Source organism: Micromonospora sp. NPDC048947 (assembly GCF_040649495.1).
GTDB classification, from domain to species: domain Bacteria; phylum Actinomycetota; class Actinomycetes; order Mycobacteriales; family Micromonosporaceae; genus Micromonospora; species Micromonospora alfalfae.
On record NZ_JBEZFO010000006.1, the window covers coordinates 314,863 to 329,887 of the forward strand.

The window sequence follows — 15,025 nt, forward strand, 5'->3', positions numbered from 1 at the left end:
CGCAGGGAGTCAACGTGGCCCATCCCGACCTGCAGGCCGAGGACCTTGACCAGCACGCCGGAAGCCCCGATATACCCCGGCAACGGGTGGTCCCCGCCCGGCGGTCCCGAGCGGACGTCGTCGACACCGCCGTCGCCTGGCGTCCGCTGCGGATCGCGATGATCGGCCAGAAGGGGATGCCGGCGACCTACGGCGGGATCGAACGGCACGTGGAGGAGATGGCCAGCCGGCTCGCCAGCTACGGCCACGAGGTCACCGTCTACTGCCGGCGGAGCTACGGCGAGACACCCGCCGACGGCTACCGGGGCGTACGGCTGCGCCAGACCCACACGATCGCCAGCAAGCACCTCGACGCCATCGTGCACGCGGCGACCTCGACCATGGCAGCGATGGCCGCGCGGCCCGACATCGTGCACTACCACGGGCTCGGGCCGGCCCTTGTCGCCCCACTTCCGCGTGCCCTGTCCCGGGCGCGCGTGGTGTTGACAGTGCACGGGCTGGACAACCAGCGGGGCAAGTGGGGGCTCGCCGCGCGGGCGGTGCTGGGCAGCGCCCACTGGTTCAGCGGGTACGTCCCGCACCAGCGGGTGACGGTCTCCCAGGGGCTCGCCGCCCACTACGACGCCCGGTTCGGCCGCCCGACGACCTACATCCCGAACGGCGTGAACCCGGCCCGACCGGTGCGGACCCGTCAGATCGAGGACCAGTTCGGGCTGACCCCCGGCGGCTACCTGCTGCTGGTCGGTCGGCTGGTGCCGGAGAAGGCGGCCGACCTGCTGATCCGGGCCTTCCGCCGGACCGAGACCCCGATGCGCCTGGCGATCGTCGGCGGGTCGTCGTTCACCGACGACTTCGTGGACCGGCTGCGCCGGGAGGCCGGGACGGACGACCGGATCGTCTTCACCGGATTCGCCTACGGCGACCTTCTCGCCGAGCTGTACGCCGGTGCCGCCGGCTTCGTTCAACCGTCCCGATTGGAGGGGCTGCCGTTGACGTTGCTGGAGGCGGCCGCGTACGGGCTGCCAGTGGTCGCCAGCGACATCGCGCCGCACGTCGAGGTGCTCAGGTCCGACAACGCCGGCGGGCGGTTGTTCCGCGACGGCGACGAGGACGACCTGGTCCGGGTGTTGACGTCGCTGCTCGCCGACCTGTCGGGTGAACGGGCCGGTGCGCTGGCGCTGGGTGAGCGGATCACCAGCAGGTACAGCTGGGACACCGCGGCCCGGGAGTTGGAGCAGCTCTACCTCCGGCTGGCTCCGGAGCCGGGCCGCCGGGCGAGGGCACGACCCACGGGGGCCGCCGACTGACCGGACGGCCGTTGGTCGGGGGAGTGTCGGATCAGCCCACCGGAGGACGAAGCAGTCGGTGCAACGGCCCCTTCTGCCGTCGGGGTGACAGGACTAGATTGAACCGATCTTGTGCCGGGAGGACATCGGTTGGCCGCGCCCGGCAGCGGCCGGGCAGCGCCGATTCAGTTCAGTGGGATCAGTGGAACAACACACGCAGCAGGACACTCCGCTCATGACCAGGCGGCTCGACCCGACCCGCCTGCTCACCGGCGGAGCGGCGCTGGCCGCCGCGGTCGTGGCGGTGGTCGCTGGTGTCTCCATGGCGGCCGGTGACCGCAGGGGCATGGTGCTGCCGCTCGCGGCGGTCGCGGGGATCGCGGTGGCAGTCCTCGCGTTGACCCGGTTCGCCGGGTACGTGCTGCTGATGCTTGCGGTGCGCTCCTGCGTCGACCTGTTCAAGCTGACCGGCCCGAGCGCCGGCCAGGCGGACTCCGCCGGAACGGCCCGGGCGGCGGACCCCTCCACACTGCTCGCGGTGCTGTTCCTCCTCGCCGCCGGGCTCTGGCTGGCCGCACAGCTCACCCGGCACGGGCGGCTACGCGGCTCCCCGCTGAGCTGGGCCATGCTGCTCGTCGGCGCCAGCAGCGTGGTCAGCGCCCTCGGCGCCAGCCGGCCGGCGAACAGCCTGTTGGAGGCGCTGCGGATCCTCACCGTGGTGGTGATGTTCGTGGTGCTGGAACAGCTCATGCCGGACACCGCGGCGATCCGTCGGGTCCTGCTCGCCTGCTACGCCTCGCTGGCGCTGGCGCTCGGCTACACCGTCGTGCTGTCGTTGCTCGGCAACCCGCCCGCCGAGGTGAAGGGCGACTTCACCCGGATCAGCGGCACGTTCAGCCAGTCGACCACGTTCGGTCGCTACCTGATGTTCATGGTCATCTTCGGGTTCGCTGTGTACCGATTCCTGGATCGTCGCCTGCGGGCGTCCCTCGGGGTGCTGCTCGCGCTCTCGCTGCTGTTCCTGCTGCTGACCAACACCCGCAGCGCCCTGCTCGGTGCGGCGATCGGCCTGGTGGTGGTCGCGGCGCTGCATCGCAGCAAGCGGATGCTGGTCACCCTCTGCGTGGTGGCGGTCGCCGGGGTGGCACTGGTGCCCGCCGTCGGCGAACGCTTCGCCCAACTCGGCACGTCCCGCTCGGTCGGCGGAGACCCGACCGGAAACACCCTGGCCTGGCGGATCGGTTACTGGACCGAGATCGTCACGCTCGCCGACCGGAACCCGGTGACCGGCATCGGGCCGAACATGACCCAGCGCGAGACCGACGAGGCGAAGAAGCCGCACAACGACTTCCTGCGGGCGTACGTGGAGACCGGGTTGCTCGGTCTCGGGGCGTACCTGCTGATGCTGTTCGCCTTTGTGCACACCGCCCGGACCGCGCTGCGGCGCGCGCCTCCGGGCAGCTTCGAGCGTGGCGTCGCGGTCGGGTTCACCGGCTGCGCCGCCGCGTTCGTGGCGGTCAGCGCCGCCTCCAACGTCATTTCCAACGTGGTCACCCTCTGGTACTTCGTCGCGTTCGCCGCGGCGGCCAGCGTGATCGCCCGCCAACCGGCTCCGAACCTGACCGGCGAGCAGCCACGAGGCACGTCCGTCCCGGTTTGACTGAACGAGAGCATTGGGGAAAAAGGTGGAGATCGTCGACTACCTGCGGGTCGCCCGGCGGCGCCTCTGGGTACTCGTGGGGGTGCCGGTTCTCGCCGCTGGCGCCGCGGCAGCCATCGTCCTGTTGGCGCCACAGCAGTTCAGCGGGACCGCCTACGTGGCGGCACCGGCCCTGGTGGGCGGCGCGGCCGGGACGCAGTACACCGGTACGCAGGCGGCGAACCAGTTCGTCGCGGCGTTCGGCGCGGCGGTCACCTCGCCCCGCGTCCTCGCCGACGTGGGCGCTGACACCGGGGTGCCGCCCGAGCGGTTGCGCGACGGGCTCGCCATCACCCAGGTCGGCGCGAGCAGCCAGTTGGAGGTGACGTACACCGCAGGCGACCGGGCGACTGTCGCGCCGGTGCTGACCGCGACCACCACCCGGGCGCTGGCCTTCCTCTTCTCCTCCCAGGTCGGCATCGCCACCGGCGAGGTCGAGGCGGCCAACGCCGACGTCACAGCGGCGACCAAGGCGATCGGTGAGTGGGAGAAGGCCAACAAGGTCTCCCAGCCGGACCGGATCTACCAGGCCACGCTGGGTGAACTGACCAGCCTGCGACAGCAGCAGCTCTCCATGCAGGCGGTTGGCAACGGCCGGGGTGTCGACGCGGCGACCGCCGCGATCACCACCGCCCAGAAGAAGCTCGACGAGCTGGGGCCGAAGCTCCCCGATTACCAGGCCCTGCTCGCCCAGCGGGACGCGGCCACCAATGCCCTGTCCCAGGCGCGGGAGGGGTTGCAGGCGGCGCGGGCGCAGGCCCAGGCCGCCGATCCGAAGCAGGTGACGAGCATCGGCGAGACGCACGAGGTGAGCCGGATGACGGAGCTGGTGCGCACCGTCCTGCCGGTGGGCGGCGCGGGTCTGCTGCTCGGGGTGCTGCTGGTGGGCGTACTCGAACTGCTCTCGCGGGATCGCGCCGCCGCCCGGCCGGTGGCCCCGGCGGCGAGCACCTCGGCCCCGTCGGCGTCGGCGGAGACCGTGACCGCGGCACGGCCGTGACCATCGGAGGACAGGCCGCCGGGTGCGTGCGGTGACCGGCCGGTCGCCGGCCGCGCCGGAGGCCGGCGACCAGCAGGTACGCGGCATGGCCCGCGGCGGTGTGCTGAACCTGGGCAGCGCCGTGCTCAGCCAGGTGGCGCTCTTCCTGGTGATGCTGTTGCTGGCCCGGGTCCTGGGTGTACGCGAACTCGGCCGGTACGCCCAGGTCTACGCCGTGCTGTCGCTGCTGGGGCTGCTCTCGCTCTCCGGTTTCCGGGCCGGGTTGACCCGGTTCGTTGCGGTGCACCTCGCCGACGACGAGCCGGCCGCCCTGCGGGGCGCGATCCGGCTCGGGATCGGCATCTCGGCAGTGGCGTCCACAGTGATCGCCCTCGGTCTGGCGATCGGCGCGCCGTGGCTCGCCGACGCCCTGCACGACCCGCAACTCACCACCGGGCTGCGGTTGGCGGCGCTCTGTCTGCCCGCCGCCACTATCTGCGAGGCCGCGCTCGCGGCCACCCGGGGTTGGCGCACGCAACGGGCCTACGCCCTCATCGGCCAGGTCTACGAGCCGGCCGCCCGGCTGGTGCTCACCGCGCTGGCGCTCGCCGTCGGTGCGGGCCTGACCGGCGCGTTCTGGGCGCTGGTGGCGGCGAGCTGGAGCGCGGCCGGGCTCGCCCTCGTGGCGCTCGCCCGGATGGTGGGCCGGGTGCCCGCCGCCCGGCCCGCGTACCGGCCGGGCGAGCTGTTCCGGTTCTCCACAGTCAGTTGGGTCTCCTCGCTGTCGTCCACCGGGCTGATCTGGGTGGACGCGTTGCTGCTCGGCTTCTTCGACTACGGTCCCGACGCGATCGGCGTCTACCACGTGGCGACCCGGCTGGTCACCATCGCGGTGTTCGTGCTCGCACCGGTCAACGCCTCGTTCGGCCCGCACCTGGCGCACCTCTACCACCAGGGTCGACTGGACGAGGTCCGCCGGATCTACCGGGTCGCCACCGGTTGGGTGCTCCGGCTGTCGCTGCCGGCCTTCGTGGCGTTGCTGGTCTTTCCGGAGCAGTTGCTGCGTCTGGTCGGCGGGCCGGGTCTGGCCGGCGGTGCGGCGGTGACAGTGGTGCTGGCGCTCGGCCAGCTCGTGAACGCCGCCACCGGGCCGTGCGGGACGCTGCTGAACATGTCCGGCCGGGTCTCGGTCAACATGGTGGACAACCTCGCGGCCCTGCTGCTCAACGTCCTGCTCAACCTCTGGCTCATCCCGGCGTACGGCATTCTCGGCGCGGCGGTGGCCTGGGCGGTGTCGCTGGCTTCGGTGAACGTCGCCCGGGTCTGGCAGGTGCGCGCGCAGGTGCACACGGTGCCGGTGACGGCGGGCATGGTCAAGGGCCTGGTCGCCGCGCTGGTCGCGATGGGTGTCGGGTTCGGTGTGCGGTGGTTGGTCGGGGGCGGGACCGCGCAGCTCGTTGTCGGTCTGGTCGCGGTAGTGGCGGTGTACCTCGCCGTGGTGCTCGCCCTCGGGCTCAGTCGGGAGGACGTCATGGTGTTGCGCTCGGCGACCCGCCGAGGTGGTCGACGCGTGTCGGCCGAGCCCGCCGACGGCGCCGGTGTGGGCACCGGCAGCCCCGTGGTCCGCTCGTGAGCGGCGTCGTGCGGCGTCAGGTCACCGACCGGCTGCGTCGGGGGGTACGCGCGGCGCGGGCCTGGGGGCGCGCGGCGAAGCCGGGGGAGCCCGGCCCGTTGCCCGACTTCCTGGTGATCGGTGGGCAGCGCTGCGGCACCACGTCGTTGTATCACCACCTCGCCGCCCATCCGCAGGTCCGGGTGGCCAGCGGCAAGGAGTTGCAGTACTTCAGCGTCCACCACGCCCGGGGCACGCGGTGGTACCGGGGGCACTTCCCTCGTCTCGCCCCGGGTGAGCGCACGTTCGAGGCGAGCCCCTACTACCTGTTCCATCCGAGCGTGCCGGCCCGGGTCGCGGCGACACTGCCGCAGGCCCGCTTCGTCGTCCTGCTGCGCGACCCGGTGCAGCGGGCCTACTCGCACTACCTGCACACCCGCTCGTACGGCGTCGAGCCGCTGTCCTTCGCCGCCGCGCTCGACGCGGAGGAGGAGCGGCTGGCCCGGGCGACGCGTGGTGGTCCGGACAGCGCCGCCGCGCACCGGGCGTTGCGTCATTACTCGTACGCGGCCCGGGGCCGCTACGCCGAGCAGTTGGACAGGTGGTTCGCGCAGGTCCCGCGGGAGCGGATCCACGTCGCCCGGACTGAGGACCTGCACACCGACCCGGCCGGCACGTACGGCGACGTGCTGCGCTTCCTCGGCCTGCCGGCCTTCACCCCTGAGGCGTTCACCAGGCACACCCGACGCGTCGACCACGGCCCCTCCCAGCTCACACCGGAGCTGCGGGAGCGCCTGAGCGGCCACTTCGCACCGCACAACGCCCGCCTGGCCACCCTGCTCGACTGGCCCGACCCCTGGCCCGCCCGTTAGCGGACGGTGGCGAGGATCCGGTCCACCGGCTGGTCGGCGCGGAGCAGGACGGGGACGTCGGTCACTGTGGTGCCGCCACCGGCCGCGCCCAGCGGGGAGCCCACCGCCCCGGTCCGTCCGCCCGGTGTCGCCGGCACCGTCACCGGCGTCTTCGACGCCGACCAGAGCACCAGCGTGCTCTGTCCACCACGGACGAACGCGACCCCGTGCAGTCTGCCGGCCACCGGGGCGGGCAGCGGGGTGACCGTGGCGTCCCGGGCCGCGTCGACAAGGGCGGCCAGCATCCGGCCGGCCTCGCGTTCGGTGCCGTCCGGGTCGAGCAGGCCGTAGCGGACCTCGCTGCCGGCGGCGTTGTTCGGGTTGTACGCCAACGGCAGCCAACTGATCTCGCCGATCCCGCCGGCGACCAGCAGGGTGACCGTCTTGACCATCTCCGCCGCGCGGCTGGCCGGGTCGCCGTCGCCGTCGCGCCAGAACTGCCCGACCTCCCACGCCTGGATCGCCGTACCCGGCGGTGTGGTGGCGCGCAGGTAGTCCAGCAGCGGGGCCACCCCGCTGAAGTGCTCGTAGAAGTGCACCTGACGGACGTCGACGGTGCGGTCGGTCAGCAGCGACTCGGTCACCGCCAGGAAGCGCAGGCTGCGGCTGTTGGTCTCGGTCCCGAGCGCCCGGCGCAGCTGCGCCTCCCCGGTCACCGCCGGGATCTGCTGCCCCCGGGTGCCGACCCGACGTTGGAAGTACGCCTGGTAGGCGGCGATGGCCTCCGGCACCCGACCGGCGCGCACCAGCCGGTCGGCGACACCCATGCCGTACGCGACGCTGCTGATGCCGGAGTCGACCACCAGCGCCTTCGGGTCGGTCGCGCGGATGGTCTCGGCGGCGGCCCGGACCAGCCGCGCGTACTCCTCGGGGCTGCCGGCCCAGTAGCTCGGCGCGTTGACCTCGTTCTCGATGGCGTACTCCCGCACCCCGTACGGGCCGTAGCGCTGCACCACCGAGCGGACGAACCGCTGGTACGCGCCGAGGTCGGTGGGCATCGCCGACTCGGTCTTCTTCGCCGCGCCCCGGGTGTAGCGGGCGGTGCCACCGGTCGCCCAGCACACGCCGGTACGGATCTTCAGGTGCAGTGTGATGCCCAGCTCTCTGCTGCGTGCGGCGATGTCGTCCAGCCCGGACCAGTCGACCTGCCCCGAGGTCCGTTCGATCTCGCACCAGGAGATCTCCTCGTACGTCGCCGAACCGGCGAGCCGGCGCAGGTACGGCTCGAACTGCTGGTACCGCGACCAGTCCCAGTGCGCGCCGAACGGGTTGCTCACCTGGTCGGCGGTGCGCCCCGGCGTGCCGACTGCGGGTGTCGCCGTCGCGGAGGGGGTGGGGGTCGGCGGTGGATCGTCGCCGTCGGCGGTGCAGCCGGCGGTGAGCAGGAGCGTGGCGGCGACGGCGGTGGCGACCGCGCGCAGCCGGCCGGGGCGGGTCACCGGTAGCCCAGCGCGCGCAGGGTCGGACCGGAGAAGATCCAGACCAGCAGGCGGAGGAACGGGTCGAGTTCGTGGCGGTAGCTGCCCACCCGGGAGCCGTAGATCGGCGCGGTGTCGCCCACCGCCGCGCGTCGTCGCTCCGCCTCGGTGGTGTACTTCTGGGCCACGTCGTGCTGCTTGCTGTCGTAGTCGAGGATGCCGTCCTCCCACGGCTCGCCGAGGAACTCGAACAGCGCGCGCATCGTCTTCTCCGGCTCGCTGACCGCCTGCTCGTAGCGCAGCTCGTAGTAGCGGTCCGCCGGCAGTGTGGCGCCGACGGCCCGCGCGGCGCGGATGTAGCGCGGCCACTTCACCACGCACTTCACGGCGGACCAGTAGCCGAACCGTTTGCGGTGCGAGACCACCACGTCGCGTCCGTCCCGGATGAGGTGCACGATCTGGGCGTCCGGGAAGACCTCGGTGACGAAGTCGAGGGACATGGCGTACAGCGGGGTCTTGTCGGCCCACCGGGTCTTGCCCCGCGCGGCGGCGTAGTCGGCGTGCACACCGCCGAAGAAGTCCCGGATGCGGCGCAGCCAGTCCTCGCGCGGAAAACCGAAGCGGGCCAGTCGTTCCCAGTCCCGGCCGACGATCCGTCGCAGGTCCGGCAGGAACCGGGTCTCCGGGCCGCAGCTGATCCGCGAGTGCGAGTCCAGGACGAGGCGCACCATCGTGGTGCCCGACCGCTGGCAGCCGACCAGGAAGATCGGCGCGGTACGGGTTCCGGTCTCAGCCACTGTCGACCGCCTTCGTCGTCTCGGAGCGGACGTCGGCCGCGGCGCGGTCGAGCCGGTCGGTCAGCTCGTCGCAGCGGGCCCGGACGCCCCTGTCGATCGGTAGCCGTCGGTGGCCCGCCGCGTCGTGCGACGCGCGTGGGGCGATGTGCGCGTGCAGCCGGGGATGGTAGGGAAAGTCGAGGAAGGCGCAGAGCCGTCGGAGCTGCGCGGCGGGCTCCGCGACCAGGCTGTCGTAGCGGCAGAGCAGCACGTCGGCCCGCCGGTCCAGGCCAAGTTGGAAGAACAGCGAGTTGCGGACGTACCAGAACAGCGCCGCGCCGCTGTGCGGATCCAACCGCTGCGGGTCGTGGGCCCGGATCAGCTCGATGGTGTCGGCGTCGAGGCGCTGCCCCTGCCACCGGCGGCCGATGCTTCCGTCGGCGATCGCGCGCAGGGCCCGCAGGTTGGCGTCACCGAACTTGGCGACCTCGGAGCGGGCCCGGTCGTCGACGTCGCGGTAGACCCAGAGCGCGCGCCCGGGCGTCAACCCCGGCAGGGCCAGCAGCTCGTCCACGCGGTGGCTCTCGCAGAGCGGCTTGACCAGGACGTACGCGTGCCGGCTGCGCTGGATTGCGGCGGTCAGCACCGGGTCGGGGCGCAGTTGGAAGCGATGGAAGACGGTGGCGTCGTTCTCGTTGCGGACCTCGACCTCTCCGGCGGCGTCCAGGCCCCGGACCAGCATGTTCGTGCCGGAGCGTTGCAGACCGACAAGGTAGACAGGCATCGCCGAGCCGGGCGTCCGGCCGGCCCGCCGTCGCCAGCGTCGCTTCGCCACTGCGGTGCTGATCCGGTCGATCGGGTTGAGGCGGTCCTCCTCGATCAGCCGTCCGATCCCCTCGGTACGCGCCCAGCGAAGATGCCGCCGGACCCGCCGCGCGGTGTACGCGAGCGCGGAGACCTCGTCGTCGGCTGTCACGGTCCTCCTCGTCGGACACCGTTGCGGCCCTGCACCAGAGCGGGTGTGACCGGCGGCAGCCAGGCTATCGGGAGATCATGGCGGGAGGCCAGGCCGCGGACCGCACGGGCAGACGAAGATCACCCGTTCAGCCACATGCCAAACGTGAGCTGGACTCGCCGACCTGCCCTGCATACCGTGGGCCCTGGCCGGGGCGGGCAGACCCCGGTCATCACCTCCGGGCCCGGTTCGCCCGATCGACGTGAGCAGGGCGAGTCGATGCGCGTGCTGCATGTGAACAAGTTCCTCTACCGCCGTGGCGGCGCGGAGGGGTATCTGCTCGATCTCGCCGACCTGCAACGGGTTGCCGGCGACACTGTCGCCTACTTCGGCATGAGCCACCCGGAGAACGAGTCGCCGCTGCCGTACGCCGCGCGGTTTCCGTCCGAAGTGGTGTTGGAGCCGGCGCCGAGCGGTGTGTGGCCCCGTGCGGTGGCCGTCGGCCGGATGCTGTGGTCACCGACGAGCCGCCGCGGGCTGGCCCGGGTGATCGACGATTTTCGGCCGGACGTGCTGCACCTGCACAACATCTACCACCAGCTCTCCCCGTCGGTGCTCGCCTCGGCCCGCGCCGCCGGTGTGCCGTGCGTGCTGACCCTGCACGACTACAAGCTCGCCTGCCCGAGCTACCAACTGTTGGACCGGGGCCGCCCCTGCCAGGCGTGCGTCACGGGTGGCCCGTTGCAGGCGGCCCGTCGCCGTTGCAAGGACGGGTCGCTGTCGCGCAGTGGCCTGCTCGCCGTCGAGTCCTGGTTGCACAGGCAGTTCGACGCGTACGACCCGGTGCAGCTCTTCGTGAGCCCGAGCGAGTTCCTGGCCGACGTGATGCGCCGCGCGGGCGTCTACCCGGACCGGTTGCGGGTGGTCAACCACTTCGTCGACCTGACCGGTGTCGCGGCCAAGCAGACGCCCGGCGGCGGTGTCGTCTTCGCCGGGCGGCTGGCTCCGGAGAAGGGTGTCGACGTGCTGATCGAGGCGGCCGCCGCGCTGCCGGACGGGGTAATGGTGGACATCGCCGGAGACGGTCCGGCCCGACCGGAGTTGGAGGCGCTCGCCGCGCGGCGGGTGCCCGGCCGGGTCCGGTTCCACGGCCGTCTCGACAAGCCGCGCCTGCACGAGCTGATCCGGTCGGCGGCTGTGGTCGCCGTGCCGTCCCGGTGGCACGAAAACCAACCGATGACGGTGCTGGAGGCGTTCGCCTGCGGTGTGCCGGTGGTCGCCACCGACCTGGGCGGGCTTCCCGAGCTGGTCCAGCCCGAGGTGGATGGTCGCATTGTCGCCGCCGATGCGCCGACGGCCCTCGGCGACGCGCTGAACGACCTCCTGGCCGACCCGGAGCGGGCGTACCGGATGGGCCGGGCCGGCCGGGCGAAGATCGCCGCCCAGTTCGGCCCGGACCGGCACCTGGACCGGATCCGTGGGCTGTACGCGGAGGCCGCGGAGGCGTTGCCGTCGCGGCGGCGGGCCGGCCGGGCCGCCGCCGGTGGGGGAGCGGCCCGGTGAGCCCGGTACGGGTGCTCTACCTCGCCGGCAGCGGTCGCAGTGGCAGCACGCTGGTCACCACCGTCCTGGGACAGTTGCCGGGCTTCTTCGCGGCGGGCGAGCTGCGGTACCTGTGGCGGCGCGGCATCCTGGAGAACCGACAGTGCGGCTGCGGTGCCCCGGTCGCCGACTGCCCGCTCTGGGCGCGGGTGCGCGCCGACCTGACCGACGCTGACCCGGCCGGGATCGCCGCCCGGTTGGCCCAGCGGCTGCGGCTGCGCGGACTGCCCGCACTGCTGCGCCGCCAGCGTCGGGGGCAGCCGCCGGTCGCGGGCCACCCCGACGACACGCAACTGGCCCGGCTCTACGCCTCGATCGCCGAGCACGCCCTGGCCGGTCGGTCGGACGGTGTCATCGTCGACTCGTCCAAGCTGCCGCCGTACGGTGCTCTGCTCGGCAGCCTGCCCGGCATCGACCTGTACGTCCTGCACGTGGTGCGCGACCCGCGCGCCACCGCGTACTCCTGGCGTCGCCGACGCCCGCTGGACGGGCGCGCCGACGATGAGCTGATGAGCCGGCCACCCGTCGGCAAGGCCGCGCTGCTCTGGCTGGTCTGGAACACCGCGACAGTACGACTGTGGGGCGACCGCCGTCGCGCGCCGGGCCGCTACCTGCGGGTGCGGTACGAGGACTTCGTCACCGACCCGGCCGGCGCCACCGCCCGGATCGCCAGCTTCGTCGGCGCGACCCCCGACGAGCTTCCGTTTCCGACACCGGCCACGGTACGGCTCACCCCCACCCACTCGGTGGCCGGCAATCCGTCGCGGCACCGCACCGGGCTGGTCGACGTGGTCGCCGACACCGAGTGGCTGACCGGGCTGCCCACCCGCGCCTACGTCGTGGTGACCGGGCTGACCGCTGTGGCCCTGTCCCGGTTCGGCTACCCGCTGCGCCGCCCGGCGGCCACCTCTCCCGCCGCCCGCCTCGCCGCGGACGCGGCCGTCTCCTCGTCACCCGCCACCCGGCAGGAAGGCTGAACGATGCTCTCACTGGTGGTGGGCACCGGTCGCTGCGGTTCGACACTGGTCCAGGAGTTGCTCTCCCGGCATCCCGCTGTCGGCTTCGTCTCCGGTCTGGACGACAAACTGGCCCGACTCAACCCCAAGGGCAGGTTCAACGGCGCGCTCTACCGGCGTTCGACGCCGCGCCCGGCGGGGATGACCTCGCTGCGGCACAGTCGACGGTTGCTGGAACGGGGCCGGCTCCGGGTGGCGCCGTCGGAGGCGTACCACCTGCTCGACCGGCAGGTGCTGGCCGGCTTCTCCCGACCGTGTCGGGACCTGGTCGCCGAGGACCTGACCCCGTTCGTGGCCCGGCGGCTGCGGGCCTTCTTCGACGAGCGGATCACACGGCAGCGCTGTCAGCAGTTGGTGCAGCACGTCACCGGGTGGCCGCGAACCGGCCTGCTGCACGCCGCGTACCCGGAGCTGCGGGTGGTCAACGTGGTGCGCGACGGCCGGGCGGTGGCCAATTCGTGGCTCCAGATGGGCTGGTGGGACGGCTGGCGCGGGCCGGACAACTGGATCTATGGCCCGCTCCCGTCCGACCTGCGGGAGGAGTGGGTCGAGTCCGGTCGCTCCTTCCAGGTGCTCGCCGCGCTGGGCTGGAAGATGCTGATGGACGCCTTCGCGCAGGCCCGGCTGCGGCACCCGGCCGACCAGTGGCTGGACGTGCGCTACGAGGACCTGGTCGAGCAGCCGCGCGAGCAGGTCGGCCGGATGCTCGACTTCCTCGGCCTGAGCTGGTCGAGCGCCTTCGAGAAGGGCTTCTCCCGGTACGACTTCACGCTGGGCCGGGCGGAGGCGTACCGGGACGAACTCAGCCCGGCGCAGCTCGCCGCGATCGAACGGGTGCTGGAGAAGTCGTTGGCCGAGTGGGGCTACCCCGTCTAGCGGGCGTGTGTCAAAGCCCTCGCTATCGACGGACGACACGGGGGCGGCTAATCTTTGGCCCCACACCATCGATGTGAGGAGATGCGATGGCGCGCCGCACCGGCCGACCCTCCTACCAGTTGGACAAGGCCGACGTGCGCCGCCAGCGCACAGTGCGCTTCGCGGCCGTCGCGGGCGTGATCGCACTGGTCACCGCGCTCCTCGGTGGGTTGATCGGCTACCAGGTGGGCCGTCCGGACGCCACCGAGGCGACCATCGCGAGCATCAAACAGGACGAGGCGAAGCGGGACGCCCAGCAGATCGTGGAGCTGATCGATACGGCTCGACGGGTCCGCGACCAGGTCGCCCCGGTCCTGGCGGGCATCAAGACGGAGACGACCGGCGGACGTGCGCCGGATCCGGCGAAGGCACGCCAGTGGCAGGAGGTCATGCGCCAGGCGGCCGAGCCGTTCGCCGACCCGCCGTCGGGGGCCACCGCCACCAACGTGGCGCGCGGAGGGTTGCGCGGAGCGGTCCAGCAGGCGTCGCTGGCCGTCGACGCCTACGCGCTGGCGGCCGGTGTTCCGGCGGCGCAACGTGCGGCAGTGCTGGACGTCAGCGCGCGGCAGGCGGCCGAGGCCGCGACGATCTGGTCGGTCGCGGCTACCCAGCTCGACCAGATCAGCGTCGACTCCGGCAAGGGCCACCAGCATGTGTTCCTGGACACAGACCCCCACGAGGGGGCCCTCACCCCGGACGGGGCGGCCGACGGAACCGGTGGCTGAGGCACGTTGCGGGGCAAGTGTCGGGTTTGCCGGCGGAGGCGGCCGGGACGGGGCGGCCGAGCGGTCACGATGTGATCTGGGGGCGATGCGACGGATCGGGTACGGTCGCTTATCGCAAAGTCTATGAACCAGATTGGCTTTCTGTGCAATGGAAGCCGAATCGGAGGGACACAGCCGTGAGGTTCCCAAGCGCCGTCCGTCAGGCCGGCCTCGTCGTGGCCGTCACCGCCCTCGCGTTGACCGCGGGTTGTGCGAAGAAGGACGACAGTGAGGTCCAGGCGAGCGGCGTCAAGCTGGTGGCGGCGGGCAAGCTGACGGTCTGCACCCATCTGCCGTACCCGCCGTTCCAGTCCAAGGACGCCAGCGGCACGGTGACCGGCTTCGACGTCGAGATCATGGACCTGGTCGCCAAGGAGCTCGGCGTCGAGCAGACGATCATCGACACCCCGTTCGAGGGGATCAAGTCGGGCCAGGACCTCAACACCGGCAAGTGCGACGCGGCCGCCGCCGGCATGACCATCACCGAGGAGCGGCGGAAGGTGGTCGACTTCTCGGATCCCTACTTCGACGCCACCCAGGCGATGTTGGTGAAGACCGGCAAGACGTACAAGTCGCTCGACGACCTCAAGGGCAGGAAGCTCGGCGTCCAGGCGGCCACCACGGGTCGTGACTACGCCAAGAAGTTCGAGGCGGAGAAGGGCCTGAAGCTCGTCGAGTTCGAGGACCTCGCCGCCCTCCAGCAGGCCGTCTCCAACGGCCAGGTCGAGGCCGCCATCAACGACCTGCCGGTCTGGACCGAGTACCTGAAGAAGAACCCGGGCGGGTTCGAGGTCGCCGCCGAGTTCGACACCGGTGAGCAGTACGGCTTCCCCGTGAAGAAGGACACCAACCCGGAGTTGCTCAAGAAGATCAACGAGGTGTTGGCCAAGGCCAAGCAGGACGGCACGTACAACACGATCTACGAGAAGTGGATCGGTAAGCGGCCGAGCGTCTGAGCGCCGCGCAGTACCGGAGGGGGGGGGGGGCCCCCCCCCCCCCCCCGCCGGGAACACCCCGGGAGCACACAAGCGCCGGGGGCGCACCGCCCCCCCCCCCGGCGGCGGCGGGCCCCCGGCGCCCCGAACAGCGGAT

General features: G+C 72.2%; 13 protein-coding genes. 10 read left to right on the forward strand and 3 right to left on the reverse strand.

The window, feature by feature from the left end; genetic code table 11:
• The first annotated feature begins 14 nt into the window (after window positions 1-14).
• The 5 genes from AB0B98_RS12050 (at window position 15) to AB0B98_RS12070 (ending at window position 6,448) form a co-directional block, all read left to right on the forward strand.
• Window positions 15-1,307, forward strand: a complete 1,293-nt coding sequence (locus AB0B98_RS12050) for a glycosyltransferase family 4 protein (protein WP_357362406.1) — start codon at window positions 15-17, stop codon at window positions 1,305-1,307.
• 214 nt (window positions 1,308-1,521) lie between these two features.
• Window positions 1,522-2,946 carry an O-antigen ligase family protein gene (locus tag AB0B98_RS12055; protein ID WP_357362408.1) on the forward strand — a complete coding sequence of 475 codons (1,425 nt, stop codon included), beginning with the start codon at window positions 1,522-1,524 and terminating at the stop codon, window positions 2,944-2,946.
• 25 nt (window positions 2,947-2,971) lie between these two features.
• Entirely contained in the window at window positions 2,972-3,985 is a 1,014-nt protein-coding gene (locus AB0B98_RS12060; protein WP_357362410.1) for a Wzz/FepE/Etk N-terminal domain-containing protein, read from the forward strand.
• Between the two features lie 31 nt (window positions 3,986-4,016).
• Window positions 4,017-5,597 (forward strand): flippase, encoded by a 1,581-nt coding sequence (locus tag AB0B98_RS12065; RefSeq protein ID WP_357362412.1) that lies wholly within the window; start codon window positions 4,017-4,019, stop codon window positions 5,595-5,597.
• A complete protein-coding gene (locus AB0B98_RS12070; RefSeq protein WP_357362414.1) occupies window positions 5,594-6,448 on the forward strand; it encodes a sulfotransferase in 855 nt (284 codons plus the stop codon). The genes AB0B98_RS12065 and AB0B98_RS12070 overlap by 4 nt, the downstream gene beginning before the upstream one ends.
• Here AB0B98_RS12070 and AB0B98_RS12075 read toward each other — a convergent pair.
• From AB0B98_RS12075 to AB0B98_RS12085, 3 genes are read right to left on the reverse strand one after another with little or no spacing between them, the layout of a single operon-like run.
• Window positions 6,445-7,926 (reverse strand): hypothetical protein, encoded by a 1,482-nt coding sequence (locus tag AB0B98_RS12075; RefSeq protein WP_357362416.1) that lies wholly within the window; start codon window positions 7,924-7,926, stop codon window positions 6,445-6,447. The two genes, AB0B98_RS12070 and AB0B98_RS12075, sit on opposite strands and share 4 nt — an antisense overlap.
• Window positions 7,923-8,702 (reverse strand): sulfotransferase, encoded by a 780-nt coding sequence (locus AB0B98_RS12080; RefSeq protein WP_357362418.1) that lies wholly within the window; start codon window positions 8,700-8,702, stop codon window positions 7,923-7,925. The genes AB0B98_RS12075 and AB0B98_RS12080 overlap by 4 nt, the downstream gene beginning before the upstream one ends.
• Entirely contained in the window at window positions 8,695-9,657 is a 963-nt protein-coding gene (locus AB0B98_RS12085) for a sulfotransferase (RefSeq protein WP_238668500.1), read from the reverse strand. Before AB0B98_RS12085 ends, AB0B98_RS12080 begins: the two co-directional genes overlap by 8 nt.
• Before the next feature lie 258 nt (window positions 9,658-9,915).
• On the opposite strand from AB0B98_RS12085, the gene AB0B98_RS12090 reads away from it, so the two are divergent.
• From AB0B98_RS12090 to AB0B98_RS12110, 5 genes are all read left to right on the forward strand, one after another.
• On the forward strand, window positions 9,916-11,199 hold the full coding sequence (locus AB0B98_RS12090; protein ID WP_357362420.1) for a glycosyltransferase family 4 protein: 1,284 nt from the start codon (window positions 9,916-9,918) through the stop codon (window positions 11,197-11,199).
• Complete coding sequence (locus AB0B98_RS12095; RefSeq protein WP_357362422.1) at window positions 11,196-12,215, forward strand: sulfotransferase; 1,020 nt, start codon at window positions 11,196-11,198, stop codon at window positions 12,213-12,215. Before AB0B98_RS12090 ends, AB0B98_RS12095 begins: the two co-directional genes overlap by 4 nt.
• 3 nt (window positions 12,216-12,218) lie before the next feature.
• Window positions 12,219-13,130: a sulfotransferase gene (locus AB0B98_RS12100; RefSeq protein ID WP_357362424.1), complete on the forward strand. Its 912-nt coding sequence runs from the start codon at window positions 12,219-12,221 to the stop codon at window positions 13,128-13,130.
• A gap of 86 nt (window positions 13,131-13,216) precedes the next feature.
• On the forward strand, window positions 13,217-13,894 hold the full coding sequence (locus AB0B98_RS12105; protein ID WP_357362426.1) for a hypothetical protein: 678 nt from the start codon (window positions 13,217-13,219) through the stop codon (window positions 13,892-13,894).
• Window positions 13,895-14,070: 176 nt separating this feature from the next.
• On the forward strand, window positions 14,071-14,889 hold the full coding sequence (locus AB0B98_RS12110) for a basic amino acid ABC transporter substrate-binding protein (RefSeq protein WP_238668495.1): 819 nt from the start codon (window positions 14,071-14,073) through the stop codon (window positions 14,887-14,889).
• The last annotated feature ends 136 nt before the right edge of the window (window positions 14,890-15,025 follow it).

Excerpts from the sequence above, each read along its gene's own strand:
- AB0B98_RS12055 (WP_357362408.1), top strand. The coding sequence starts at position 1,522 with ATGACCAGGCGGCTCGACCCGACCCGCCTGCTCACCGGCGGAGCGGCG.
- AB0B98_RS12090 (WP_357362420.1), top strand. The coding sequence starts at position 9,916 with ATGCGCGTGCTGCATGTGAACAAGTTCCTCTACCGCCGTGGCGGCGCG.
- AB0B98_RS12100 (WP_357362424.1), top strand. The coding sequence starts at position 12,219 with ATGCTCTCACTGGTGGTGGGCACCGGTCGCTGCGGTTCGACACTGGTC.
- AB0B98_RS12105 (WP_357362426.1), top strand. The coding sequence starts at position 13,217 with ATGGCGCGCCGCACCGGCCGACCCTCCTACCAGTTGGACAAGGCCGAC.